Below are 24,763 nucleotides of genomic sequence, written 5' to 3'. Positions count from 1 at the left end.
TAAGAGTACGTGGCGAACCATGGTCACATGGGGCTGCTATTGTTGGGTCGCTCCCAGGTAATTGGCATCTTCGAAAGGTAAGTCGCTTGGCTATTGATCTCATCGAGTGCTCAATCTGTCAGACAGACGAGCACGTCAAGCTGGTTGAGCGACTGACCGGAACGCAGAAGAAGCTCGGGTGCACATCCTGCGAACACGAATGGCTCCGAGGTGAACCTGCGCGTCAAAAGATCCAACTGCCGACCTTGGACGAGATCAAAAAGAAGTTTCCCAAACCAGGAGACGTCGATCCCGAAAAGCTCACTCGTGCCAACGAACTCAAGTCCGAGTTTCTCAGCCGCGAACCCGAGCCTGTACCCAACGTCGCCCCTTACTGGGCCAAATACCAGCAGTTGTTCAGCGCCGGAGGCCTGCTAAAAGCAGACCCACAGGATCTCAAGGACTTCGCCAACTCAAATGTCGGCGCGAACCCGGGGAACATGTCCGTCTTCAATGAAGCATGGAACGAAATGGGTCCCGACGCCGGCGCAGCAAGGGTCCGCAAAGCGGTCGAGTATCTGCTTCGGGGCACATCGCCGGTGGATCTGGAGGACCGCCTCACGGCCCTAATCAACGACACAACGCCCTACGGAATGAAGGGCTTCAAGGAGTCACTCCTCACGAAGGTCCTCTGCATCATCTATCCCGACCGGTACCTGACGATCCTCAAGTACACCGGAGAAGCAGGAAAGCGGGAGATTGCACGCTCCCTCTGGGGTATCGAACTGCCCGACCCCGAGAGAGTCGACTGGACCATTGGACGCCTCATCCTATGGAGCAATGACTTGTTGCTTGCCCTTCTCGGCGATGGCTTCCGGCACCAACAGCACGCGTCCGAATTTCTGTGGTGGGCCAAAGACAAGGCCTAGACCGCAGCACGATCAGGAGCTGCCCAGTGGGTCCGCTCCTGAGCCACCCACCGGCCCAGCACCTGCTCACCCAGCCCCAGCTCCCGAGCCACCGGCGCGACCGGCGCGACCGGCCTGCCAGTATCAATCACCAGCCGGGCAGCCTCCCGCCGATACTCCGGAGTGAATATACGTCGTGTCGTGCTCACAAGGAACACCTTCCCGCAGAATCCCAGGATCCCGCTACTTCAGGTGTCCACCAACAGAGGCTGACGCCACGCGTGCCTGTTTGCGGCGAGGAGTGCACGACGTACCTGTCGGCCTAATACGCCTAGCCAGCCGGCATCACCGGCCGCCGCTTACACCACTCATCTCATACCCGGATGTTGAGGAAGACGTCAGCTCTCGAGCCAGAACTCTTGGACGTTCCCAAAGTAACGTTCGGCGGAGGTTAGGTCCTGGGATAGGTCCTGTATTTCCTGCTCGATCGTTGCGAGTCTGCGAAGCGCGACGGCCTCTTCCTCGGGCGACTTCGCTTCGTTCGCTTGTCGCTCGATTTCTTCGGCCCGTTCCTTAGCGATAGCCAACTCGTCATCCAGCTTATCTATGGCAACACTAGCCTCTTTGATGGCGGCTTCCGCAGCTTCTGGATTCTCATCGTATCTCGTCAAAATTGATCCCCTCAGTACATTTTTAGTGACCTCGTGAATAGTCTTATCAGATCCACCGCTGCTCGTTTCCCTTGAACCTCAAGTTGCACATAACTTCGAGTATGGTTCAAGCGCAGCGACTACGTCGTCGAAGGCCTGTTACCAGCAGATATATACTCCCCACATATGCAAAAAAGCTCGCCCTGTTCGGTCACCGCTGGGCCGGAAGGAAGAACATGGGTAATTTCTCTGACAAACGAAGACACCTTACGTCTTGGCAGGCAGGGACCGCCGTCCCATGCCTAAGCATCGAAGAACATACGACCGGAGAGGATGACCGTCCTCCACGGCCGGTCTTCTTCGCGCACGACTCAACAGCGGAGATCTAGGAGCGCAGTGGGTTTCTGGCATACCGGTTACATGGAGTTCCATGAGCACACTGAAGAGGGCGGCGGAGGATTCATCGACGAGCGGCAGGTCTCGGTGTTCCCATGTACAACATGTGGCCTCCAGTTCGTCACCGAGCGTGACTTCCGTGTTCACACGTTTCAAGGACATTCAATTCAACGGCCCGTCCTGGTGTTTAAGGGCCGGGAATGCGGAAGAGGTCGACTCCTCGTCACAGAAGAAACCTCGGTCGACGACTGGGTAATACGCAATACCGATAAAGTCACGGTGAACGGCAGCACAGTCTCGTTGGAAAGCGTAGCCGAAGTCCTCTGCTCTTGGTTGGGTCCCCGTGTAGGAGTCCGGTGACTATGTGAGTTTCGTGTCCGAGAATGGACGCAGGAGGAAATTCACTAGTTATGGCACGTAGGCATACCCCCGAGCAGGTCATCGCGAAGGTCCGGCAGGGCCAGAAAATGCTCAATGAAGGACGGCCCCTCATCGAGGTCGTCAAGGAACTGCAGGTCACCGAGGCGACCTGGTACCGGTGGCTGAACCAGTACGGGTCCGAGAAGAACGCCGAGGCGACGAAACGGACCAAGGAGCTCGAGAAGGAGAACGCGAGGCTCAAGCGGCTGCTGGCCGAGAAAGAGCTAGCCATCGACATCCTGAACGAGGTGGCCAAGGGAAAATTCTGAGCCCCGAACCACGCCGCCGTGCCGTGCGCATGGCGATGGAGAAGTTCGGGGCGTCGGAACGCTTTGCCTGCAAAGTGCTGGGGCAGAACCGCTCCGCCCTGCGCAAGAAGAAACCCGAAATGAGTTTCGAGGAAACACGGCTGCGCGCTGACCTGCGGGCAGTCGCGCAGAAACACCCGGCGTGGGGCTGGAAGAAGGCCCGCTGGCACCTGCGTGCCCAGCCGCAGTGGCAGGACGTGGCGCTGAACAAGAAGCGGGTACGCCGGCTCTGGCGCGACGAGGGACTGGTTTGTAAACCCAAGCCGAAGAAGAAGCGCCGGACCGGCCCGGACGCCGGGGAACAGAAGCGCCTGAAAGCCGAATACCCGATGCACGTGATCAGCTTCGACTTCCAGTCCGACGTCACCTCCTGCGGGCGCCACATCCGCTTCTTCAACGTCATCGACGAATGCACCCGCACGGCGCTGGCGATCGTGCCGCGGCGCTCGTTCAAGGCTTCCGACGTGGTCGCCGTGCTGGAGAACATCATCGCCGAAACCGGTATCGAACCGGCGTACGTGCGCTGCGACAACGGACCGGAATTCACCGCCGCCGCACTGATCGAATGGTGCAGCACAGCCGGTGTGAAGACCGCGTTCATCGACCCGGGATCGCCCTGGCAGAACGGGTTCATCGAATCATTCAACGCCCAATTCAGAAGGGAACAACTCTCCGGAGAAATCATCGACACCATGGCCGAAGCAAAGTACTTGGCCGACGAATGGAAAGACATCTACAATCATGAACGGCCCCACGGATCCCTGGATGGAATGACACCATCCAACTACTGGAATCAGTGGACCGCAGACCACCAATCAGCTATCGCATAGCCGCTGGACTGCTAAAGGGGGCCCAATCACTCTCAGCGGACCGGGGTAGTCGAAGTTACCCTCGCGCAAAATGGTGTTCCCCGTCCACCGCGTTTCGAGTTCGAGTTCAATCTCACCGAGGAAAACGACTTGCTCTCGGTCGACGAGGCTCTAGACCGCCTAATAGATGGACGTGAGCTAAGTGCCCGCTCCATCGATGACTTCATTATGCGCTCCAAGCACTATCCGACCTCCGCCAGGTACGTCGCGGGTCTTGCCAACTATCTGTACGGCGTCATGGCCCGCGAACGCGCGGCGGAGAGCGGAAATCCCGACGAAACACCTGCTGGAGACGGCTATCAGGCTAAGTACGACCAAGCAGTCGAAATTCTCCGAAACTTCGATCGACCTCCGGCAGAAGCAATTTGCGGCATAGTCGCCTTCCACTACAACCAATTCAAACGAGCCATGACCAAAACCAGGAGCCAACGCGTCGCAGAGGCCTCTCTACGGCTCCAGTCGCTGCTCACTGGGCAACCTACCGCGCTGGGAGACCTGTCGCTTACACCGCACTCGAGTCTCGACAGAGCACTTAGCGATTCTGTAATTGAACAGGTTCTACAGTGGAGCACCATACCGCTTGATGGGTCCGCCGCGCCTGACGTTGTATCTGAGCTAACTTCAGGCATCAACACGCAGCGGTTCAACGATTCCCTCAAACTGCACCTTGTTGCCGCTGAACACACCTTCGCGGCCGGTGATTTGGTCTCCGCCAAGCGCCACGCAGAGAACCTACGTCACAGTCGACTCACCGAAGACTGGTATGCAGCCTTCCAAACCCGCGTCCAACTATAGGAGTTGCAAGATAGTGACGATAAATCCCGAATCCACTGGGCCTGCTGCTGATGTCGCGCCCGATTCCAAGCACGATGAGAACTTTCGACGGAAGGTGGCACAACCGCCGGTCACGGACACCACAGCGAGGAAGGAAACCCCCAAATCCATTCTTGCCCTCTTTGAGTTTGCTTACAGGGAACCAGGCCGAAAGCTCAACCTCACACGCAAAGCACTAGACGACATACCCCTGCAGCCCAACGCGGCACAAGACGAAGTGGATGCCGTTCGTCGACTAGTCCAAACGGATCCTTTCCTCAATGTTCCGCCCAACGTGTTAGCGGCGGTGGCCGAATTAGGCGCTGAACGACGTGTTCGTGAACGAATCCTTGATCTGGTGCTGGAAGCCATGGATAACCACAGTGTCTTTAAAAACCGGATCAGGCCGTGGATGGAAGCCCAGACCCAGGCTCCCACCCAACAAGTCATCGAGGCAGTCAAGGAAGCAAAGTTCAATGAACTTGGCCTTCAAAAACCGTCTGACCTGACCGAGGCTACCCGTGAGCGGCTGCGAGTCAATGCGGTGACAACGGTTGCACTCATGAGCGTTCTTCGGGGTATGCCACTGGATCATTTTATTGATGACATGAGCACACACATCTGGAAAAAGCACATGGACCGAAACGAAGCACGAGCTGCTGCCGTATTGTCTGCTGCCAAGAACACTGACGCCCTTCACTACCTATCCCAGCGATTCACAACTCGTGTGCAAGACAGCGATGCTGGACGTGAAAGAGCCACCATTCAGGCACGAGAATACGAACTCCGTGCGATAAGAGCTGAGGCTTTAGGCAAGCAACGACTAAGCGATCTGGACTCTGAGAGGACTCGTTCCGCACGCCTGGAGGCAGAAATCGATGATCTAAAGCGGCGCCTGGCTGCAGAGCAAAGCAGCCGGATAGTGGATCGAAGCCACCACGTAGATGACTATGAAATTCTCCGAACACAAGTCATCCGTCGCTTAACTAACCAGGTGGAGCTCCTGAACGACGGCCTTCACGCATTACGCAACGGAAGCACAGATGTTGCTGAGGAGTTCGTTGACCGAGCCCTGAACGCGATCGGCGGCGAAGTCAAACGCCTCAAAGAAATCGATGGAGTGTAACCATGATTGTCGGATTCGATTTTGGAACCACAAACAGCCTGGTTTCCATAATAAGCGGCAACCGGGTCATTGATGTCTTGGATGAAGAAGGCCGTCCTCATCCTTCCGTAGTCCGGTACGAGGGCGAGGAAGTAATAGTTGGGCGAGAAGCACGCCATGCCCTGGAAGAGGTCGGACTGGGAGTCCATGGCAGCACCGTGCGCTCACCCAAATTCTATCTGGGGCAAGAGACCATCAACGTGGGCGGGGTGGATCGCAGCCCTGTCGATATTGTGGCCGAAGTCATCAGCCATGTCCGGACAGAGTCCAAACGAAGCAATCGGCGTCAAGTGCTGGGCGAATTGGACCGTGCTGTCGTCACCATCCCGGTGAACATGAACGGTCCGAGACGTGCCGCGCTTCGCGAGGCGTTCGCTCAGGCCGGGATGTCAGTGGCCCAGTTCGTTCACGAACCGCTAGCAGCACTATATGGCTACCTTCGAGGAGCAGCGGACCCTCAAAGTGAGATGCGCCGGTTGATGCGCCGCAATGTTCTCGTCGTCGACTGGGGTGGTGGCACGCTCGACCTAACGCTCTGCCGGATTGAATCCGGCAGGATCCTTCAGCTGCGTAATGGCGGGACAGATCTCGTCGGCGGCGACGAATTTGATCAAGTTATTCGCGACGAGGTCGTCACAAGGTTCTCCAACACGCACGGGATCTCAGGATCGGACAAGCCGACACGAGAGGCACGCTTACGCCTGCTTCAACTCACGGAACGAAACAAGATCGAACTGTCAGAGCGCGCAAAAGTAACGTTCTACGGCCCGAGCTATTTCCCTGAATCTGGTACTACGCTTCAGTACTCCCTGAGCCGACAGGAACTTGACGGGATAACCCGCCCCCTCGTGGCAGCGGGAGTTCGGGAAATTGAATCACTTCTCGAAACCGCCGGAATGGCTCCCGCCCAGATTTCACTCTGCCTCGTCGCAGGAGGTATGGCAGCTATGCCCAGCATCCGGAGCAGCCTCCACGAGTTGTTCGGTCCAGAACGCGTGCTCGTCCCGGAAAACAGCGGCACGTTGGTTTCGCAGGGCGCAGCCTGGATAGCTCATGACTCGCAGCGGTTAGTACTGGCAAAGCAAATTGAACTGGAAATGTCCCGCGGATCCAGGCTTCCCCTTCTAAGCGCCGGAACGCCGATGCCCACTCACAACCATGTCCGCCGGGAGCGCTTCCACCTCTACTGCACAGACCCGACGGATGGGACCGCGAAGTTCTCAGTGGTGGCACCCTCAGAGCTGACCGAGCAACCACAGGCAAGCGATCCCAGAACTTCACTAGGGGTAGTAACCATCAAGGTCGATAAGAGTGCACCGCCGCTCACCGAACGACTCGAATTTGACGTCCAGGTGGACGATGACCTCATCCTCTCGGTAGAGGCCAAGTCCAGCCAGCAAGGTAGCCGCGCCACAGCCTCCTATTTCGACCTGGAGTTCGGAATCGGCCTCCCCGGTGCAGAGGACCTCGGATCCATCGACGCTGCCGATACCAGCCGCTTCGTGCCTAACGACGGTCTCGTAATCCGAGCCAATGTTGCAGACGAAAAGGACTCGCGCTTAATTCCAGGTGATGTCCTCTACAAGCACAAACCACAAGCGTTCTCGAGAATCCCCGGCCCCGGCCAAGCTACTGAGGAGCAGATCCAGGAACATCTGTACTACATGCCATGTGCTGTCTGTAAGCGGCAGTGGGGCGACCCTGCCTGCAGGTGCGCCTCGTCGGTAATTTAGCGTGGCAGCTCAGCAGCTTGTCGTCTGCATCGTCGACGGCGATTTCACCGTTGAAGAATCCATCCGCCGGCCAGTTCGGCTGACCCCCGATGGTTATGCCGGCATAGTATTTGCGGGCGCAGTCTACCCAGTCTTCGACGGCAACCTCGTTGACATCTCGGGAGCGTCATGGGAAATCGAGGACTGCAACCGGTTCCTCTTCTCAGATGCTGATTGGGCCCCCTTTAGCAGTCCAGCGGCTATGCGATAGCTGATTGGTGGTCTGCGGTCCACTGATTCCAGTAGTTGGATGGTGTCATTCCATCCAGGGATCCGTGGGGCCGTTCATGATTGTAGATGTCTTTCCATTCGTCGGCCAAGTACTTTGCTTCGGCCATGGTGTCGATGATTTCTCCGGAGAGTTGTTCCCTTCTGAATTGGGCGTTGAATGATTCGATGAACCCGTTCTGCCAGGGCGATCCCGGGTCGATGAACGCGGTCTTCACACCGGCTGTGCTGCACCATTCGATCAGTGCGGCGGCGGTGAATTCCGGTCCGTTGTCGCAGCGCACGTACGCCGGTTCGATACCGGTTTCGGCGATGATGTTCTCCAGCACGGCGACCACGTCGGAAGCCTTGAACGAGCGCCGCGGCACGATCGCCAGCGCCGTGCGGGTGCATTCGTCGATGACGTTGAAGAAGCGGATGTGGCGCCCGCAGGAGGTGACGTCGGACTGGAAGTCGAAGCTGATCACGTGCATCGGGTATTCGGCTTTCAGGCGCTTCTGTTCCCCGGCGTCCGGGCCGGTCCGGCGCTTCTTCTTCGGCTTGGGTTTACAAACCAGTCCCTCGTCGCGCCAGAGCCGGCGTACCCGCTTCTTGTTCAGCGCCACGTCCTGCCACTGCGGCTGGGCACGCAGGTGCCAGCGGGCCTTCTTCCAGCCCCACGCCGGGTGTTTCTGCGCGACTGCCCGCAGGTCAGCGCGCAGCCGTGTTTCCTCGAAACTCATTTCGGGTTTCTTCTTGCGCAGGGCGGAGCGGTTCTGCCCCAGCACTTTGCAGGCAAAGCGTTCCGACGCCCCGAACTTCTCCATCGCCATGCGCACGGCACGGCGGCGTGGTTCGGGGCTCAGAATTTTCCCTTGGCCACCTCGTTCAGGATGTCGATGGCTAGCTCTTTCTCGGCCAGCAGCCGCTTGAGCCTCGCGTTCTCCTTCTCGAGCTCCTTGGTCCGTTTCGTCGCCTCGGCGTTCTTCTCGGACCCGTACTGGTTCAGCCACCGGTACCAGGTCGCCTCGGTGACCTGCAGTTCCTTGACGACCTCGATGAGGGGCCGTCCTTCATTGAGCATTTTCTGGCCCTGCCGGACCTTCGCGATGACCTGCTCGGGGGTATGCCTACGTGCCATAACTAGTGAATTTCCTCCTGCGTCCATTCTCGGACACGAAACTCACATAGTCACCGGACTCCTACACGGGGACCCAACCAATGCCTCAGTCCCCTACGCGCCCCGACTCAGTAACGCAATCAGGCCGTCTAGATTCGAAGGATTTGCCGGAGAATGGGCACTCGAAAGCAACCGCTTTGGGCACCACGTCGTTTTCAACGCCTCCGAGCGAGCTGCAGCAGAGGTCATTGGCGCCCTGGAAGCAGCGGACCTCTCAGTGCAGCGGTGGGACGTAAGCCATCGAACGGCCTCCGATGGCAAGTTCTATGACTGGTTTGCCCGCCTGCGCCTACAGGCTGGCCGCGACGAAGTAATAGCACGGGTTTCAGCGGCATTCTCGCCTTCAGCAGTCAGCCCTCTACCCGATCTCTTACAACCAGAAGATACACGGCTGGAAGACCTCACCGCCCAGGTCGAGCGTCTGCTTGACCAAACCATCACGCTACAGGAGCGCCTAACCGGGTCAGAACTAGAAGTTCACAACCTTCGCCAGCGGCTCAAAGCGGCTACAGACCGCGAAGCTAAACTGTCGGCCGACCTCAAGCGGTCGCTAGAGCACCAGAAAACTCTGCGTACCCAGATCGCGACACTGGCCAACTCAACTGAACCATCCAACTACGCCAAAGAACTCCTGGCTGAACAAAAGGAGACGGAAGAGCTACTTGAATTTGCACTGTCTGAGAACGCTGAACTCCACAGCAGCATCGCGAACTGGCGCACTCGGGCAGAACAAGATGGGGCCCGGATCGTTTCTCTGAAGGCTACGATGTCTGCCCTGCAAGACAGGATCCAAGAGTTCCAGCAACAGGAAGGCGAACGACGTAGAACCACCACAAATTCCACAGTCCCGCGGCGAGGCGTCCTCGGATTTCTGGACACGATCTTTTCGCGGCTAGTTTTCGTTCTCGATGGCGCAGAAGTCCTGGCAAATGTGGAATCACCAGCTTCGCTTCTACGGTCGCTCGTCCAGATCGATATGGGCGAGAACCTCGGAAAAGATCTAGAAGGCGTCCGAGGATGGCGCGAAATTTCGAAGCTCTCAACCGGAATTGCCGGAAGTGAAGACATGGGCCGTCTCTACTACAAGCCCGACGGCAACCGTGTGCTTGTCAGCGTTCACATAAAGCAGGACGACAAGGAGCAGCGCCGCCACATTGACCGACTTCGCTCCGTATAGCTGGCTGCGAAGCCATGCCATCCAACAGAATCGCTGACCACTCCGAACACTGAGTGCCGACCGGTGCCAGCTGTGCAGGCGGGTTGCCGACAAGATGGTAAGCACTTGATGTTCGTGAAAATGTTTGTGGCCTAACGGGGCTAGACCTTGGAGGCCGACTCCTTCGGTGAAGCATCGATGATGACAACCTCCATCGTGTCCGTCCTGTTCAGGCCGAGGTCCTGCACCGCGTTCTCAGTCTTTTCGATTTCCTTCGCCGAGTACGCGATGACGACAAAGACTGCTGAGTCTGTGCCATTCGCCTTCTTATAGACCTCGACTTGGTTCTCCATATTGCGCTTAAGGGAGCTGCTTTTGGCGAGCTTGAACTCGATCAGGGTCTTGTCGAGGCCCATCGAAATCTTGAAGTCGACCGGTCCGCGACCGTTGTTGGCTTCGCGGTTGACATCGAACCGGGATTCTTGGAGTAGCAGGCCGAAGAAGATCTGGACATCCGCTTCGCTTGACAAACCTTTACCGTCGCCCTTGTTGATTGCGCGCCAGCCGTCTTGGTTCTCGACGTAGTTCTTGAAGATTCCGACTGCCCGGCGCGCTTCCTGCTGCGAGTTCCACGGCTTCTCGTAGAGGCTCGTCTTCTGAGCGATGTCACGGGCCGCCAGCTGCACCTGGTCGCGGAGCAGGGCTTGGGTGTCTTGAACCTTCTCCCAGCTTCTGGCGATGGCCTGGTCGCCGGTCTCTTCTTTGAGTTTGATGTAGCAGTCGACGAGCTCGGGGAAGTGGCGCAGAGCGAGAGCACGCGCCTCGCGGTGGTCCTTGTCCGTAGACTTCTCGGTAAGGCGTTTGGCGAGGTAGTTGTTGACGTCCGATCTGAGCTGATCGTCTTCTGTTGCTTCGAGAACCGTGTCAAAAGATCGATCCATGTCGGAGCGGTTGATCCACGTATCGTCCTTCGTGAGGAGATCGCTGGGGGTCAGAATCACGAAATCGCCTTCCGTGAATGGGAGCTCGTACGTCCCGGCCGCCCACGTCTGGGTGTTGTAGTTGAACTTCGCGCGCGGGACCGCGATCTTCTTCCGGCTGTCCGGAGGGAGGTGCTTGATTGCGAATTCGCTCGTGTACTTCAGCAGGAAATGTTTGATGAGGTTTGTCGTCAGGTCTGAGATGGTGTCCCGGCCGACACCGTTGCTGACGAGGGCGAGCTTCTCGACATGGGTCGAGTTGGTGATGGGCTCGTTGCCGACGTTGCGGAGCAGATTGCCAAGGGCGCCGTGCATTGCGACTGCGAACTTCCTTCCGAGGCCGTGGCCGCGGTTGCTGCCGACGGTGAACCCGAGCCAGTTCTGCCTCACCTCGCTGAACGAGTACCAGCTCTTGATGCGGCCCGAATCGAGCGGTTCGTCGGCGTGATCGCGTAGGAAGCGGAGATAGTTGACGATCTGCTCGTGCAGCGCGCGGTACTCTTCCTTATCGCTGTTGAAAAGCAGGAATGGATCGATGAAGACCGGGAGGTCGGAGACGACTGAGATGTCGAAGGCACCCCAGTCCTCAAGCACCTGTGGGTCCACGTTGAATCGATCGCTGAAGTAGACACCTGCGGGGTCAGCGGCCCATTGAGCCTCCGCCTCAGCCACGCTTGACCAGTCGCTGCAGCGCCTTGTCGTAGACGTAGTCGGTGATCTCGCCGGACATGATCATTGCGACGGCCTTGTTGATAGTCTCCAGCGGCACCAGGAACCATTCCGAGGGATCGTAGTCGAGCCCTTTCCGGTCTACCTGTGTCAGGTCCAGACGCACCTCGGCAAACACCCGGTGCAGGAGGTGCTCCAGCCACGACGCACGCACGTTGTAGAGGCGGTAGTCCGCCAGCACCTTCACGGGTGCCATCAGGTAGGTCGGTGAAGTTGTCGCATTCTTGATCCGCGTCTCGACGTTTGTGGTTGAGAAACCGATCTTGTGGAGGTCGTTCATTCCCGCGATTTGGGGGTCCTCGCTGAGCGACTGCAGCACGTAGATGTGACCGCTCTCCACATCCGCGTCGAGGACTTCGCCGGCATCGTGGCCCGCCCGTGCAAGGACCTGGCCCTGCGCTTCATATAGCCGGGTCATGAGGCTCTGCCTGTACATCGCCGACTCCGTGCCGTTCTCGAAGACGACGCGCAGGCGCTGCTTCTGCCTGGGCCTACCGCCGACGATCAGGTCGACGTCCTCGCCGACCTCAGCCACGAAGCACATGACGCCGCTCAGCACGAAGAACACACCCACGCGGATGAGATCCATGCCTGTGAAGGGCATCAGCTTGTATGTGCCATCGGCCAACTCGGCGTGCTTGGCCTTGAACAGCGGCTCGAACAAGTCGAAGTCCTCGGATTTCACCCGCTGGGCAACCGAGTCCGGAGACTCGGGCCGCTTGATCACGGGTAGATCCGACACGTCGAGGATGCCGGAGTCGTCGCCGAGCAGATCGTCCAGCTCATCGCTCTCAAGAAGGTCGCCCAGCGACTCAGGAGCTGCTTCTATTGTGAGTAAATCGAACTCCGTGTCGAGGTGTTTGAGCGCCGCAATCTTTTCGTCGTTGGCGAGGATGCCTTCGAGCCGGGCCCCGAGCTTCCGTTCGGCGATCTCCCGGGTCACCGAGCTGGGCAGACGCCCGTGCGTTCGCCGGAACTCCACGATCTCCAGGAATGCACGTTCGAGCCGGTCGGACGAGGTGATCTTCCTGGGCTTCTCGGGCGCGTCGAGGAGCCCGTCGAGGTCGTTGTCGATGAGGTCCTGCAGGGAGGACGGTGCTGCTTCGAGGATGTCGTCGTAATCGCTCATTCGCTCTCCACCATCTCATTTGCCCGCTTTTCGGCTTCGAGCTTCTGCTTCGCCCGTTGGAGCCACAGCAGTGCGTCTGCATAGCGCTTCTCAGTCGGGTCCTCGGCCCGCGAGTCCGGTCGCCGGCCACCGTTGACCTTGATCCAGTTCTTGATCTTGGGGACGAGTGCCAGCGCTTCTTCTTCGGTGAACTCGACACGGGTGGCCGTGATCTGGTCCTGAATGATCCGGAGCACTGAGGGGGTCACCGATTTCGACATGACCTCGAAGGCGCGCTGGAACGGATTCACCGAGTCGATGAGGTTGATGTTGAGGTCGTCGATGTTGACGAACTTCTCTGCCATTTTGATGAACCGCTTGTCGCCGACTGTGCGCACTTCGCCGTTCTTGATCACAGAGTCCACGACGACCTGCTGGCGGACCTCCTCCACCTGGGCCTCAGTGAGATCCGGGTACTTCTCGCGGATAATTTTAGGGATAAGCACCTTGTTGGTCGTCTCCGCGTCCACAGAGCCGGCGGCGGCGCGCGCGAAGGAATCGTCCTGGAGGATCGTCGCCTTCAGGTCGTTCAGATCAGTCTCCACGATCTGCTTCACGCGATCGCTCGACGGTTCCTTGAAGCCCTTGATCTTCAGCTGGCCCGGCACCTCGGAGTCGTCGCCGTCGAACTTCTTCGTCTTGAAGGTGAAGTTCTGCGCGAGCACCTGTTCCATGAGGAGAGAAGCGGTGATGGCCTTGAGCATGTTGTTGACCGAGACCTTCACCTCACCCTGTGTGGCGTCCGGCTCGGCGATGAGGTTCGTGAACTGGGCGTGCTCCTTGCCGGGGCTGTCGCGGGTGACACGGCCGATGATCTGGATGACCTCGGTCAGCGAGGCCCGGTACCCGACGGTGAGGGCGTGCTCGGCAAAGGGCCAGTCAAAGCCTTCTTTAGCCATGCCGAGGGCGATGATGATGTCGACTGCGTCGCGGTTCTTGGAGGCTGTGTGTGCCAGGTAGTGGAGGGTGTCGCCGCGCTTCCTCTGGTCGGTGTCGTCGACGAGGTCCGCGACACGGACGATGGTTCCAGTGTCCTGCCGGCGCACGCTGATGATGCCCGTGTCCCGGTCGGTCTCCTCGACGTGCCCGATGACATCGATGATGCGGCCAATCTCTTCGAGCTTGTCCTTCGTGGATTCACCCGAGTTGACGTTCGGGATGTGCACGATGGTTTTCTTGTCGAGGTCCAGCACTTCGCCGATCGCGTCGGTGTAGCGGCCCTGGTAGAAGTGGTGGCCGATGCCGAGCGAGTGCAGATGCTCGTAGCCGTTGAGCTGGTCGTAGTAGTTGAACGTGACAGGCGTGAACCTGGCCTCGTCCTCCGGCGAAAGCACCGGGACGGAGTCCCCGCGGAAGTAGGAGCCCGTCATCGCGACGATGTGGACGTCGCTGCCTTTCATCACGTCCCGCAGGAGCGCGCCGAGGCGGCTCGACTCAACGTCCGCGGAGACGTGGTGGAACTCGTCGATCGCGAGAACTGTGCCGTTGAACGACTCCGGTGCCAGCTTCTCGAACGCGAAGCGGAGTGTCGCGTGGGTGCACACAAGCGTTGCATCGGGCCCTTCGAGGAAGCTGATGAACGCGTCGACCTTGCCGGCTGAAGAGCCGGCATCACAGAGGTTGTGCTCCGGCTTGATCTCCCAGTTCGCGAAGAAGCCGAACTTGGACAGCTCAGTCGAGGCGAAGGACGCGCCAATCGAGCGCTCCGGGACAGCCACGATGACCTTCTTGCGTCCTTGGTTGTAGAGCTTGTCGAGGGCCACGAACATCAGCGCACGCGATTTGCCCGAAGCGGGCGGGGCCTTGACCAGCAGGTGCTGCGCGTCACGCTTCGCGAAGACCCGCTGCTGCATCTCGCGCATGCCAAGCGCGTCCGTGTTCACCGAAGCCCTCGTTTGGGCATAAGTGACGTCGACGATGTTGATGGGCTTCTTGATCGCGTTCACTTCGCGGTCCTCCGGGTCTTCCTGGCTGGGGCTTTTGTAGCCTCGGCTTTAGTCATCTCCTCATACATAGCAAAGAGGTCCGACAGTCTTTGTTCGTCAGTCTCGTAGCCGCGTTTGGAGTAGATGGAATCGACCAGTGCGTCGATCTCCGCGTGGGCGGCGCGAAGATCGTCGGGCATCAAGTCAGGATCATAGAGCTCTGCCAAGGTCCGTTCGCAGTGGTACTCGCGGACGTCGAGCACCCGCAGTGCAGCGACAGTGAGCTTTTCCTTCATCGCATCTGGCAGTGGCGGGACGGGGAAGTTGTTGTAGACGATGGTGTTTGAGTAGCGGAGCCTAGTCTCCATCTGGCCGGCAACCGCACGTGTCCAGGACATGTGCATCGATGAAGTCAGCACAGCGAATACCCACGGCTCCGCGTCGTATGCCGCGTACGCTTGGTCATTGATGACGTATCCCTCATCCAAGTAGCCCATTGGGATGTAGGTCCGCCGTTCCGACGAGACTCGCGGCACGAAGATCGAGTTTGACGGTTTGTATGCGATCTGCTTGAACCGGTGTGGACGGCCGGCGAAGTCGACCGTACTCTGCGCCTTGCTCTCGAGTCGCCACTCCGAAAGCTTGTCCAGTCGGGAGGCTATGGGTGGAATCAGGCGCGCAGCTCTAACCTCGCGATCTGTAATCCATAAGCAGTATCTCTCGATGTCGTTGATGTAATCGGCGGCACCGACGTATCTCTTCACGAACTGAGCGGCTATAGGGTGCTCGTCGAGCAACCGTGCCTTCTCATCGGGCTCAAGTACGAGGTACCCGCCGTCCGTTGGCTTCGACCCAAAGGCCATGGGTGGGAGTCCAGTTGAGATCGGCTTCATCTGACGACCTACTATGATGCTCGGGGCATCGGTGAGATAGCCGTTGATGTTTTTGGCGGCGATTTGAAGATCGTCTGTGAAGATGTATTTTGGCGCATTCGACTCATTTCGAAGACTTATGACCGCCACTGTCACACCTGCGTTGCGCTTGGCGTTGTTTTCCCATTTGAATGAGGTGTAGGCAAAGCCAATCTCAATTCCCATGTTGAAGATTGTGGGAAACATCAAGCTCACGTGTTCGCCCTGTGCGACGGAGTTTGTCGTGACGAATGCGAGCTGAGCCCGAGTTCCTTTTATGTAATCGGAACCCTTTACAAACCAGAGAGCGATGTAATCGAGGTTCTTCGAGAAGGGTCGCCGACCAAAAACGAAAGAAAAGTCTGTTTTCTGGTCGCTCGACTGCATGCTCGACCCCACGTATGGGGGGTTCCCGATCAGATATATCTCACCGCCGTCGTTCGGGCAGACATGGTTCCAGTCGAAGTGGGTCGCGTTGCCCTGCTTGATCTGACCGGTCTCCTTCAGCGGGATCAGCGGGATCGAGACATTAAACTTTTCCTTGAACTCCGTGTTCATCTGGTGCTTGGCAATCCAGAGGGAGAGGATTGCGACTTCTACGGCGAAATCATCGATTTCGATCCCGTAGAAATTTTCGATGTTGATCCTGGACTCTGCGAACAATACGAGGTGTTTGTCGTCCAGTTCGGCTAGACGTTCGAGGATCGCATGTTCGAGCTTTCGCAGCTCCTTGTAGGCGATGATCAGGAAGTTGCCGGAGCCACAGGCTGGGTCAAAGACCTTGATGGCGCTGATCCGGTTGAGCAGTGCTTCCAGCTTCTTCACGGAGTCAAAGCTCTCGTCGAGCTCGTCCTTCAAGGTATTGAGGAAGAGCGGTTCGATCGTCTTGAGGATGTTCGGTACCGACGTGTAGTGCTGGCCCAGGTCGCTGCGCTTGCCTGGCGTGACGATCGCCTGGAACATCGATCCGAAGATGTCCGGGTTGATCTCGCGCCAAATGAGCTTGCCGGCGTTGATGAGTTCTTCCCGCGCCTTCTTGGTGAACACCGGCACAACGTGGTCCTCGGACATCGTGAACAGCCGGCCATTGACGTAGGGAAATGCCGCGAGGTGTTTGGGCTTATCGGACGCGTCTGCAGTGTCCAGCGCCGTGAACAGGTCTGTGAGGAAGTCCGCGGTGTCCGAGCCGTCGTCCAGCGTGTGGGACCCGACGGCATTAGTGAACTGGCTCTCGGCAAAGATGCCTGTGTCCTCGGCGAAGTAGCAGAACAGCAGACGAGTGAAAAACAGGTTAAGCGCGTGGCGTCCCCCTGGCTGCTTAAGAAGATCAGGGTTGGCCTGCAGCAGCTCATCGAACAGTTTGCCCATGCGCTCGGCAGCTTTGACGTCCGCGTGGGTTTCGGCGACGTACTGCGCCTTCTCCATCCCCGCCCAGGGCAGGAAGAAGGTGAAGTGCTGGCCAATTTCCCCGATCGGGAATCCGATTGTCTCGCCCGTCTGGGTGTCCGTGGCCACGAGCTCGACGTAGTCGGTGACGATGACGAACCGCGCGCTGAAGCGCACGACGTCCGGGGATTTCTTCAGCTCCTCGAGTTCTTCCAGGGTGTCGCCCGATGTCTCCTTGAAGTAGACGACCTTCTTCTGCGCGACCTCAGTGTCCTTGTCGGCAGCGACGTTTAAATCGCCATTGCGCAGGCGGGTGATGCTGCTTTGGGGCTTTCCGTAGGCGAGCAAGAGATCAAAGATCAACTCGCGGTCGTACGCCTCACGGCCTCCGAGCGGAGCAACGCGCTCTTCGATGGCTTTCAGATTTAGCTTTGCCATGAACGGGCTTCCTCCGCGAACGTTTTCCTGCCGTGGTCCGCCTTGCCCTTGGTACTTATGTGCCTGCCCCGGGGGCAGGCTGGAAGACCCTCGGTCCGCGGTTTACACACGTTGTTACTCCTTACAAGGTAGGGCGGAAGCGCACTGCCCCCCCCCCGTGATCTTATCCGGGACCTGACCGCAGTTGATTTTCCATCACCGGGTCATGCGAAGGCTGCCCCTCCCCATGACCCGATAAGGGCTGATTTTAAAGAAGCTGAGGAAAGTTGAGGGCAGATCTCCCGGCATCCCACAAGTGATTACATTGATGTCACCCAAGGCCGTCTTGCCGATGACTCGCGCCATCGCGCAGTCCGTGACGTCGTCGCCCGTACTCCCGCCAGCTATCCTCGTTCTCCGCGATGATGCCAGCGAATTAGGAACGGTCAATTGCCCCACCCGTGCGCGCCGATAACAACGCATATGTCAGTACGCGCCAGTCATCTTGTGCAGCGGCGTGGGCTATGGCGCAGAGTACAACGATTTCGGCTGTGTCTAGGTCCTGCGCTTCGTCGACGAGGATGGCCAGCCCAACATTTTCTTCTTCGGCTGCCAGCGCAAGGTCCTGGATGAGCTTTTTGAGGTCCGTTTCAAGGACGAGCCTGAACGTCCCGAGGACCTAAGACCGCGGGTCAGTCCCTCTTGAGCCGGTTCACAGGGGGCAATTGGAGGTTGCTGGCCAGGATGCGCAGGGCGTCCATTGCCTGTGTCCGGTCGACCGCTTCGAGCAGTTGCCAAGAGCGGTGGCCCGAATTCCCCAGGGCTGTGTGCAGTGTGATGATGCGGGACCGGTCGCTGCCGCCCATCTCCTTCGCAGTCTCCAGTGGCTTCTTGATCGTGGCGCACAGCACGACGGCGTCATCCAAGTGGCGGTCCCTGTCCCGGGAGTCCTCCTTGTAGGCCGCACCTTTGAGGACGAGAGCACCTAGGGCGTTGGGGATGCTGATAAGGACTGGCTCGATGTCGTCGACCTTAAGCCGACAGTTGACTGTCCGCTTCAGTGCTTGAGTGCCGCCGGAGACCTGGAACGGCTTGCGGCCACCAATGGTCGGCACCTTGCTCTCGGGCATGTGGTCGGCAATCATAACGTCGATCTGTTGCTTGTCACGGACAAAGCGGTGGGCCGGCGCCTCGTCGTCGATGGACTTTTGCAGGGTGTAGCCGAGCTTGGCGAGGACAGCCATGACCGACGTCGTCGTCGCTGCCCCGGTTTCGATATGCAGCACTATGTCCACATCAGCTGTCGGCCGGGATACGGCCAGCCCGGCGGCCGCGGAGTGCAGCTGGACCATGAGTCCGCCCACCAGTGTCCACTGAGTCGACGGCAGTGCCCTGGCCAGTTCAATGCACTGCGGCCAGGGCGTGCCCCAGCCGCCCGGCGGAACTGGGACGTCCCAGACCTCGCGATGGTCGTCCTCGGCCACATCGGCCAGCACGGGTTCAGACATGAAGCAGCTCCTCGATCACGCGTTGGCCGGCGCTTCGTTCACGGATCGCAAGTGAACGCATGAGGTCCACCGCGACGGCGGCAATGGGTGCCCGTCCTTCGGCGAAAGGTTCCTCCAGCTCTACCTCGTGGATGACGGCATTGCCCTCGGGATCCTCGGCCAGCCCGAAGGAGTTGGCAAGGGCCCGGGCGTCGCCGGCCATGACGTAGCCCTCGGCGATGCCGCTGCCGCCGGTCATGCCGAACGTCTCTGCCGTTGTTTCATCCCTCATGGCTGTCGCTCCGCTGGCGATCAGGTAGTCGCTGAGGGCCAGCAGCGCGTCCGGCGTGGCCCGGTAGCGGAAGGTGCGGTCCTTGTTCCTCGCCAGAATGGAAACGGCGTGGGCGTCCAAAGTGCTGAGCCGCTTCTTCAGCCGCGACTTCTCCGAGGCAGAGATCCAGGTGGGGTTCTGGCCGGACAGTATGGCCAGTGCGGCCCAGGCGATCCGAGCGGTCCAAGCTCGGCCGCGCCGTGTGCCGGTGGCGGTTAGTCGCTCGACGGAGCTGCGGTCGATTACGAGGGAATGGGCCGTCCGACCGCTGGTGATGAGCTGGCCCGAGCGGAGCAGGTCATGAACCGACGCACGGGTGATACCGAGCATCTCGGCCACCTCAGTTACAGTGAGGCCGTTCAAAGAGTTCATACACTAAACCATACGTTCATGAGGATAAGTGTCAACCTTATACACTATTCCCAACAATCGTGGGGAATAGTGCAAAGTATGCGGTAATGAGGTGAGGCCTACAGTGAGGCAGCTCGTAGTTCGCTGAGACGGGAGGGCATATCGAGCCAGATGTTGCTCTGACTTCTTTCCTGAGTATCTCCTCAGCCAGGCCGCCAGAGCTCGGAGTTAGACCATCTCACTACAGTCACTTGGGTTGGCGCTTTATGAAAGCTGCCATCCCCGGGACTGTGAATGCAATGACACCGTGCTCGGGAGCGTAGACGAGTCCTTTGGAGATGAGGTTCGCCCGGATGGGGCCGAAGCTGGCTGGTCCTCGGCCCAGTCGTGATGCTATTTCCCCTGAGGAACTGCCGTTGTCGCCGTCCTCCGCCATGGCTCTTAGGTAGTTCTGTTCCGCTCTGGTGGCCCGATCCCATCGTGCCCGGAAGAAGCCGCTGTCCAATGCCGCTCTGCCGTTGGCTGCTCCAACCCGGGCATCGTCGTAGGTGATCGTTCCTCCTGCGGCGGCGTTCCATGTGTCCTGCCCGAATTGCTGCAGGAAGTATGGGTATCCCGCGCTCTCATCGACTATCAGTGCGACGGCCGAAGCGTCCCATTCGACGCCGTCGTCGGCGGCAGGCTTGGTCAAGGCTTCGGAGGCCACGGCTCCGCGGAGTTCCTCGATTTTCTCGTAGTTGAAGCGCTCCGCGTAGGATTTCGCTTCGGCGAGGACCCTGGGCAGGCTGGGCAGGCCAGCGAATGCGAACAGTACGCGCCAGTCATCTTGTGCAGCGGCGTGGGCTATGGCGCAGAGTGCAACGATTTCGGCTGTGTCGAGGTCCTGCGCTTCGTCGACGAGGATGGCCAGCCCAACATTTTCTTCTTCGGCTGCCAGTGCAAGGTCCTGGATGAGCTTTTTGAGGTCCGTTTCAAGGACACCGGTGTCCGCTCCCCCGCCTGAAGCACCGTCCAGATCCAATCCGAAATTCCAGGCTCCATTCTGGTCATATGAGGCCTTGAAACTGACGGCGGTCTTCAGGGCTTTCAGCAGCCTCCTGCCCGCGGAGGGGCGGGCGAGGTCGGCTAGAGGGCCATGGAGCGCTTCTCCCAGCGCTTCGCGCAGGGATTTTCCTGCGCCTGCTTCGACCTGCGCGACGAGCCAATCCCGGTCGGCAGCTGAACGCCGGAAATCCGAGAGGAGCACGGTTTTCCCGACCCCTCGGAGCCCGTAAAGGACGAACGGTTGGGCTGACCGGCCGGCTTCAACCCGTTGGATTGCGACTTGCCAGTCCCGTCGGGGTCGATCCCTGCCGACCAGTGCGGCCGGTTTTCTTCCAGCACCTGGCGAATAGGGATTGGCTACGGGATCCATGAAGTACCGCCTCTTCCGGTCTATCAATGTCTAACAAAGTATAGCGAAACACTAGATCCTAGTAGATATTGATATTTTCCCGCCCAAGGTTCACGTCGACAGATGTTTGACAGGAGAGGACTGGCGGGGGACGAAGCCCCACAACGGTGCGCACGCCGCTCGCTTCCCGAGGAGGCATGGCGCAGGACGGCTCCTCCCCAGGATCGGGAACTCCGGCAAGTCCCGGGCTCAGCAGTCCCGAGCCTCCGGGAACCATGGTCACCCCCCGATTGCCATGGAGTTACTGCTCGGCGGCGCCGGCCTGCGGGGTGATCCGGGCAAGGAGGGCGTTATGGGCTTCCTCCAAGGTGGCTGCCCGGGCTTCAGCGATGGCCAAGGCACGGACTGCGTCGGCGGCTTCGGAGGCTGCGGTGCGTTCTGCGTTCTGTGACTCTTCCAGTTTCTGCCCCAGCTCGGCTATCTGGCGTTCCAGTCCGGTGCGCCGTTCCTGCAGGCGGGCGAGCTCTTCTGCATGGGCCGTGGCGGTGGCGTCCTTTTCGGCGCTGGCCGCATCCAGATCGGCCACGAGCTCGGCGATCTCCTGGTCCTTGTCCCGGCGCTCCTGAACCCACAGGGCCTCGATCGCGGCGTGCCGTTCGTTCGCGAGCGTGACCGCTTCGGCCCAGGTTGCGCCGGCGAGACGGGCGGCTGATTCGAGCAAGGCCGGGGGCGTAGCGGCGACCTGTCCCCCAACGGCCTGCCGTTCCTCGTTCCACTCCTTCAAGTACCGGGTCGCGTCGGCGTTACTCACCCCCGCCGCGGCGCGGACCGTCGAGACCGTCGGCCGACGCTCAGCACTGATTTCCTCGGCGGCGGCGTACACCCGGTCTTTCGCACTCAACATCATCGCAGCCTTTAGTAGTAGGAGTAGTTTCGATACTACTCCTACTACGAGAGACGTGGAAACCGCGAGAGAGGGGTTCGGGACTGAGCACCTAATCCGGGGACCAGCGGGGACAGCAACTGGCGCATCCGTGGGCTGAAGTGTCGGTATTGCCGTCCTGCCAGCTACCCCTGGAACACCGATAACAAGCGTCACCGTCCCAGCCCATGCGAGGGACAGAGAAGGTCAACGGGTCTTCACCTCGATAGGGTTGGAGAACCCCCTTACGGTTACAGTGTGGGTTCGGTCCGGATCGTGACGCGAAAACGGGAGAAAACTTTCTCGCCGGCAGTAGCGGCATAGACTCGGTTCCGGCCTTGGAGTTGTTGGGCCTCACTGCTCTAAGAATTAGGGGGAGGAAACTGTCATGCGTGCGCTGGATCCTGAGTTTCTGACATTCCGGTACAGCTGTGAGTACCGTGGCATTCCCGGGCGCCGGTACAACCAGACGGACCCGGTCGAATGGGACCTGGCCATCGAAACGGGCACGTTCGTGTTCGACGATGATGAGGATCCTGACGGGGTGGTACCTGTCGGTGATGCCCGGTTCTGGGTTGTTCCGGACGCCGGCACGATCGACTTGCTCGATGCCTTGGACGCGGTCGACCAGGAAATGCTGAATGTCGCGGAGACGCTGGTCCATGAACGGCCGGACCTGTTTTTCGCAGCACGGATGGATCTCGGCGGTGACTTGCTGGTCGTTCCGGAGATGACGATTGATCCGCGCTTCCGCGGCCACCAAACCGGCCACGCTGTTCTGACGGCGATCCTGACCACGGTGGCACGCAACACCACCCTTGTCGTTCTGGACGCCGCTCCCGTCCTGGAGGACGGCGTGCCGGAGGGTTCACCACAGCATGTGCAGGCCAGGGCAGCGCTGCGGCGTTACTGGAGTGAGTACGGCTTCCAGGAAGCAGCCGGTGACTACCTCGCCCTGGTCATCGGCGACGACACCCCCTAAGGGGCACGCCAAAGGATCCCGGCCAGCCACGGTACGGTGGGCCGGCTCCGTGTCCTCATTGCCCTGACGGGTGGGTGTCAGGCCGACTTCCTGGCAGCTGAACTGTGGTGTGCGGCGGTACTGTGGTGGGCGGCTTTGCCGGTGAGGGTGAGGGACCCGCTGTCGGTGGTGAAGGAAATGACACCCTCGGCGAGGAGCTGGGTGAGTCCGTGCCGGGTCTGGCCGCGGTCCCATCCCATGACCGTGCGGATCTCGGACCAGGCCGGTCCGTGGCCCCGACGTTCCCAGGACGCCCGAATCATGGTGGTGAGGTGCTCGACGACGGCCGGGGTCAGGTCCACCGGGGAGGCTTGGGCATTGCGGCGCAGGTACGCGTTCTTCCGGGACTCGTACCGGGCAGCAACCTTTTTGATGGTCGGGATTTCGTTGTTTTTCACCATCGCGTCGGCGATGGCTTGATACCTGGACCCGGGCCGGTACCTGTCGACGTACTCTGCCAGCTCGTGCACCCGGGCTTCGGTGATCCGTTCGGGTGGCACGAGCCGCTCCAACCAGCGCCTGGCGTCGTCCTGCCGCCGGACCAGGCTCCTGCGCTTCGGCCTTCTTTTCCTGCCGGGCTTCGCTGCTTCGGGCAACGTCTTCGTCTCTAGCTCACCCATTAACACACCCTACCGACGCTTGATTCATTGTTCTGGGATTTTTCGATTCCTGGATTTCCGGCCCTTAGCGGCTGGGGCCGTTCTTGCTGCGCTCGGCACCCTTCGATGCCCCAGTGAGGGTCTTTCGTGCTTTGGCTGCCCCATTACCCGTGATCAAGCCCGCGCGGGGATGAGTGGCCTCGCTGCGCTCGGCAGCTACCCGCCCCCGCACCTGGGATTCGGTGGCGCCGCTGGCGGCCAGTGAGGCGGCGAAGGCCTTTTGCTGTTCGGCCGAGCCGTAGTCGCTGTCGGACGTCGTTTCCGCTTTCAAGCCCTGATCTTTCAGCCGACCACGGTCGGTGCCGGTGACGCGGTCCTCGATCTCACGTCCGACACTTTCCAGGCGGGCGAAGAGTTCCTTCTCGGCCCGCTCGTAGCGCTGTTTCTGGGTTGACCATTTGTCGCCGGTGAAGCCGCCCTCGGCCAGGAGTTTGGCTTCGTGCAGTTTCTTGGCCGCGTCCACGAAGGCGGGGTCGTTGAAGTGCTCCGACTCCGCGCCGTTGACGTTCGCGGTGGTTTCCTCGCGGAGCTGGTCGATGTCGGGTCCGTTGATGCCGTCCTTGCCGATGAGGAACAACCGCTCCTTGATGTCGGCGTCCGCAACGTCCAGGGCTTTCGGGGTTTTCGCGTTGTGGGCGCGCTGGAGCCCTTGGGTGAGTTCGGGGTTGGCGAGGTATTCCACCGGCACCTGGTGGCGTTCCATTTCGGGTGCAAGTTTCGCGGCCTGGGCGCGGAGTTCTTCGTTGCGGGCTGCCGCGAGCAGTTGCATGGCCTTTTCGTGTTCAGCGGCAGCTTTACGGGACTCTTCCTGGCTGCGGGCCAGGGCTTCCTGCCGCGCACGTTCCGTGGCGATGGTCTGGATACCTGATTCAAGGTAGGCGGTGTCCGCGCCGACGTCGTGTTTGTCGATGCCGTACCGTGCCAGGACTTCCTGACGAATCTTCTCCGACGCTGCCAAGGCGGCCGGGTCGTGATCCTTCCACGCTTCAGCCACAGTGTAGGCGGTGGCGATATCCGAGGGCTGGGCTTTGTCCCACCACTGATCCTTCTCCACCGGGGACAGTGCCGCGCGGGCGGCGCTGCGCTCCGCCACCAAACGTGCCTGGGCTTCGTGCGCGGCCCGGGTGTCGTGATGTTCTTGTTGGCGCTGGGCTTCCTGCCGTTGGCGGGCCAGCGTTTCGGCGACGCGGGATGCGATCATCAGCGATTGCCGCAGTCCGCCGTCCAGCAGGTCGTCCATTCCGTCCGATTCACTCATGG

The 24,763-nt window shown here is 59.8% G+C and carries 19 protein-coding genes and 3 pseudogenes; 8 read left to right on the top strand and 14 right to left on the bottom strand.

Annotated features, from left to right (window positions below):
- Positions 1-86 precede the first annotated feature (86 nt).
- A complete protein-coding gene (locus tag RI444_RS22350; protein ID WP_243542960.1) occupies positions 87-908 on the top strand; it encodes a hypothetical protein in 822 nt (273 codons plus the stop codon).
- A 29-nt stretch (positions 909-937) separates the two neighbouring features.
- On the opposite strand, the pseudogene RI444_RS22345 reads toward RI444_RS22350, so the two are convergent.
- Together RI444_RS22345 and RI444_RS22340 are read right to left on the bottom strand one after the other, a co-directional pair.
- Positions 938-1,105: pseudogene (locus tag RI444_RS22345) on the bottom strand (transposase); the annotation flags it as partial.
- Positions 1,106-1,285: 180 nt separating this feature from the next.
- The gene (locus RI444_RS22340) at positions 1,286-1,558 is read right to left on the bottom strand and encodes a hypothetical protein (RefSeq protein ID WP_243542959.1); all 273 of its coding nucleotides are present in this window, start codon (positions 1,556-1,558) and stop codon (positions 1,286-1,288) included.
- A 758-nt stretch (positions 1,559-2,316) separates the two neighbouring features.
- Between RI444_RS22340 and RI444_RS22335 the strand changes: the two are divergent.
- The 5 genes and pseudogenes from RI444_RS22335 to RI444_RS22315 all read left to right on the top strand — a co-directional run.
- Positions 2,317-2,508 (top strand): annotated as a pseudogene (locus RI444_RS22335) (transposase); the annotation flags it as partial.
- Positions 2,472-3,491: an IS3 family transposase gene (locus RI444_RS22330; RefSeq protein ID WP_225740121.1), complete on the top strand. Its 1,020-nt coding sequence runs from the start codon at positions 2,472-2,474 to the stop codon at positions 3,489-3,491. The pseudogene RI444_RS22335 and the gene RI444_RS22330, both read left to right, overlap by 37 nt.
- Positions 3,492-3,620: 129 nt before the next feature.
- The gene (locus tag RI444_RS22325) at positions 3,621-4,325 is read left to right on the top strand and encodes a hypothetical protein (protein ID WP_316963919.1); all 705 of its coding nucleotides are present in this window, start codon (positions 3,621-3,623) and stop codon (positions 4,323-4,325) included.
- Between the two features lie 13 nt (positions 4,326-4,338).
- Positions 4,339-5,469, top strand: a complete 1,131-nt coding sequence (locus tag RI444_RS22320) for a hypothetical protein (protein WP_243542957.1) — start codon at positions 4,339-4,341, stop codon at positions 5,467-5,469.
- 2 nt (positions 5,470-5,471) lie between these two features.
- Entirely contained in the window at positions 5,472-7,241 is a 1,770-nt protein-coding gene (locus RI444_RS22315) for an Hsp70 family protein (protein ID WP_243542956.1), read from the top strand.
- 239 nt (positions 7,242-7,480) lie between these two features.
- Here the strand turns inward: RI444_RS22315 and RI444_RS22310 are convergent, their stop codons facing one another.
- Both RI444_RS22310 and RI444_RS22305 read right to left on the bottom strand, forming a co-directional pair.
- Complete coding sequence (locus RI444_RS22310; RefSeq protein WP_225740121.1) at positions 7,481-8,500, bottom strand: IS3 family transposase; 1,020 nt, start codon at positions 8,498-8,500, stop codon at positions 7,481-7,483.
- Positions 8,464-8,571: pseudogene (locus RI444_RS22305) on the bottom strand (hypothetical protein); the annotation flags it as partial. The pseudogene RI444_RS22305 and the gene RI444_RS22310, both read right to left, overlap by 37 nt.
- Before the next feature lie 313 nt (positions 8,572-8,884).
- Here RI444_RS22305 and RI444_RS22300 point away from each other — a divergent pair.
- Positions 8,885-9,844: a hypothetical protein gene (locus RI444_RS22300; protein ID WP_316963918.1), complete on the top strand. Its 960-nt coding sequence runs from the start codon at positions 8,885-8,887 to the stop codon at positions 9,842-9,844.
- A gap of 140 nt (positions 9,845-9,984) precedes the next feature.
- Here the strand turns inward: RI444_RS22300 and RI444_RS22295 are convergent, their stop codons facing one another.
- The 8 genes from RI444_RS22295 to RI444_RS22260 form a co-directional block, all read right to left on the bottom strand.
- Positions 9,985-11,475, bottom strand: coding sequence for a hypothetical protein (locus RI444_RS22295; protein WP_243542954.1), 1,491 nt, complete (start codon positions 11,473-11,475; stop codon positions 9,985-9,987).
- Positions 11,468-12,661 (bottom strand): GIY-YIG nuclease family protein, encoded by a 1,194-nt coding sequence (locus tag RI444_RS22290; protein ID WP_243542953.1) that lies wholly within the window; start codon positions 12,659-12,661, stop codon positions 11,468-11,470. The genes RI444_RS22295 and RI444_RS22290 overlap by 8 nt, the downstream gene beginning before the upstream one ends.
- Positions 12,658-14,646 (bottom strand): DEAD/DEAH box helicase, encoded by a 1,989-nt coding sequence (locus tag RI444_RS22285; RefSeq protein ID WP_243542952.1) that lies wholly within the window; start codon positions 14,644-14,646, stop codon positions 12,658-12,660. The genes RI444_RS22290 and RI444_RS22285 overlap by 4 nt, the downstream gene beginning before the upstream one ends.
- Entirely contained in the window at positions 14,643-17,360 is a 2,718-nt protein-coding gene (locus RI444_RS22280; protein WP_243542951.1) for a DNA methyltransferase, read from the bottom strand. Before RI444_RS22280 ends, RI444_RS22285 begins: the two co-directional genes overlap by 4 nt.
- Before the next feature lie 671 nt (positions 17,361-18,031).
- Positions 18,032-18,847 (bottom strand): hypothetical protein, encoded by an 816-nt coding sequence (locus RI444_RS22275; RefSeq protein ID WP_243542950.1) that lies wholly within the window; start codon positions 18,845-18,847, stop codon positions 18,032-18,034.
- On the bottom strand, positions 18,840-19,529 hold the full coding sequence (locus RI444_RS22270; RefSeq protein ID WP_243542949.1) for a helix-turn-helix domain-containing protein: 690 nt from the start codon (positions 19,527-19,529) through the stop codon (positions 18,840-18,842). The genes RI444_RS22275 and RI444_RS22270 overlap by 8 nt, the downstream gene beginning before the upstream one ends.
- A 226-nt stretch (positions 19,530-19,755) precedes the next feature.
- Positions 19,756-20,922 carry an ATP-binding protein gene (locus RI444_RS22265; protein WP_243542948.1) on the bottom strand — a complete coding sequence of 389 codons (1,167 nt, stop codon included), beginning with the start codon at positions 20,920-20,922 and terminating at the stop codon, positions 19,756-19,758.
- Positions 20,923-21,202: 280 nt separating this feature from the next.
- Positions 21,203-21,808 carry a DNA-binding protein gene (locus tag RI444_RS22260; RefSeq protein WP_243542947.1) on the bottom strand — a complete coding sequence of 202 codons (606 nt, stop codon included), beginning with the start codon at positions 21,806-21,808 and terminating at the stop codon, positions 21,203-21,205.
- Positions 21,809-22,211: 403 nt separating this feature from the next.
- Here RI444_RS22260 and RI444_RS22255 point away from each other — a divergent pair, with 403 nt between their 5' ends.
- Positions 22,212-22,805, top strand: a complete 594-nt coding sequence (locus tag RI444_RS22255; protein WP_243542946.1) for a hypothetical protein — start codon at positions 22,212-22,214, stop codon at positions 22,803-22,805.
- 77 nt (positions 22,806-22,882) lie between these two features.
- Here the strand turns inward: RI444_RS22255 and RI444_RS22250 are convergent, their stop codons facing one another.
- The gene (locus tag RI444_RS22250) at positions 22,883-23,464 is read right to left on the bottom strand and encodes a hypothetical protein (RefSeq protein WP_243542945.1); all 582 of its coding nucleotides are present in this window, start codon (positions 23,462-23,464) and stop codon (positions 22,883-22,885) included.
- A 64-nt stretch (positions 23,465-23,528) separates the two neighbouring features.
- Complete coding sequence (locus RI444_RS22245; protein ID WP_243542944.1) at positions 23,529-24,761, bottom strand: hypothetical protein; 1,233 nt, start codon at positions 24,759-24,761, stop codon at positions 23,529-23,531.
- Positions 24,762-24,763 lie beyond the last annotated feature (2 nt).

Source organism: Paenarthrobacter sp. AT5 (assembly GCF_032764245.1).
Taxonomy (GTDB): domain Bacteria; phylum Actinomycetota; class Actinomycetes; order Actinomycetales; family Micrococcaceae; genus Arthrobacter; species Arthrobacter ureafaciens.
The sequence above is the reverse complement of the archived record's forward strand: the minus strand, read 5'-3'. Positions and strand labels throughout refer to the sequence as shown.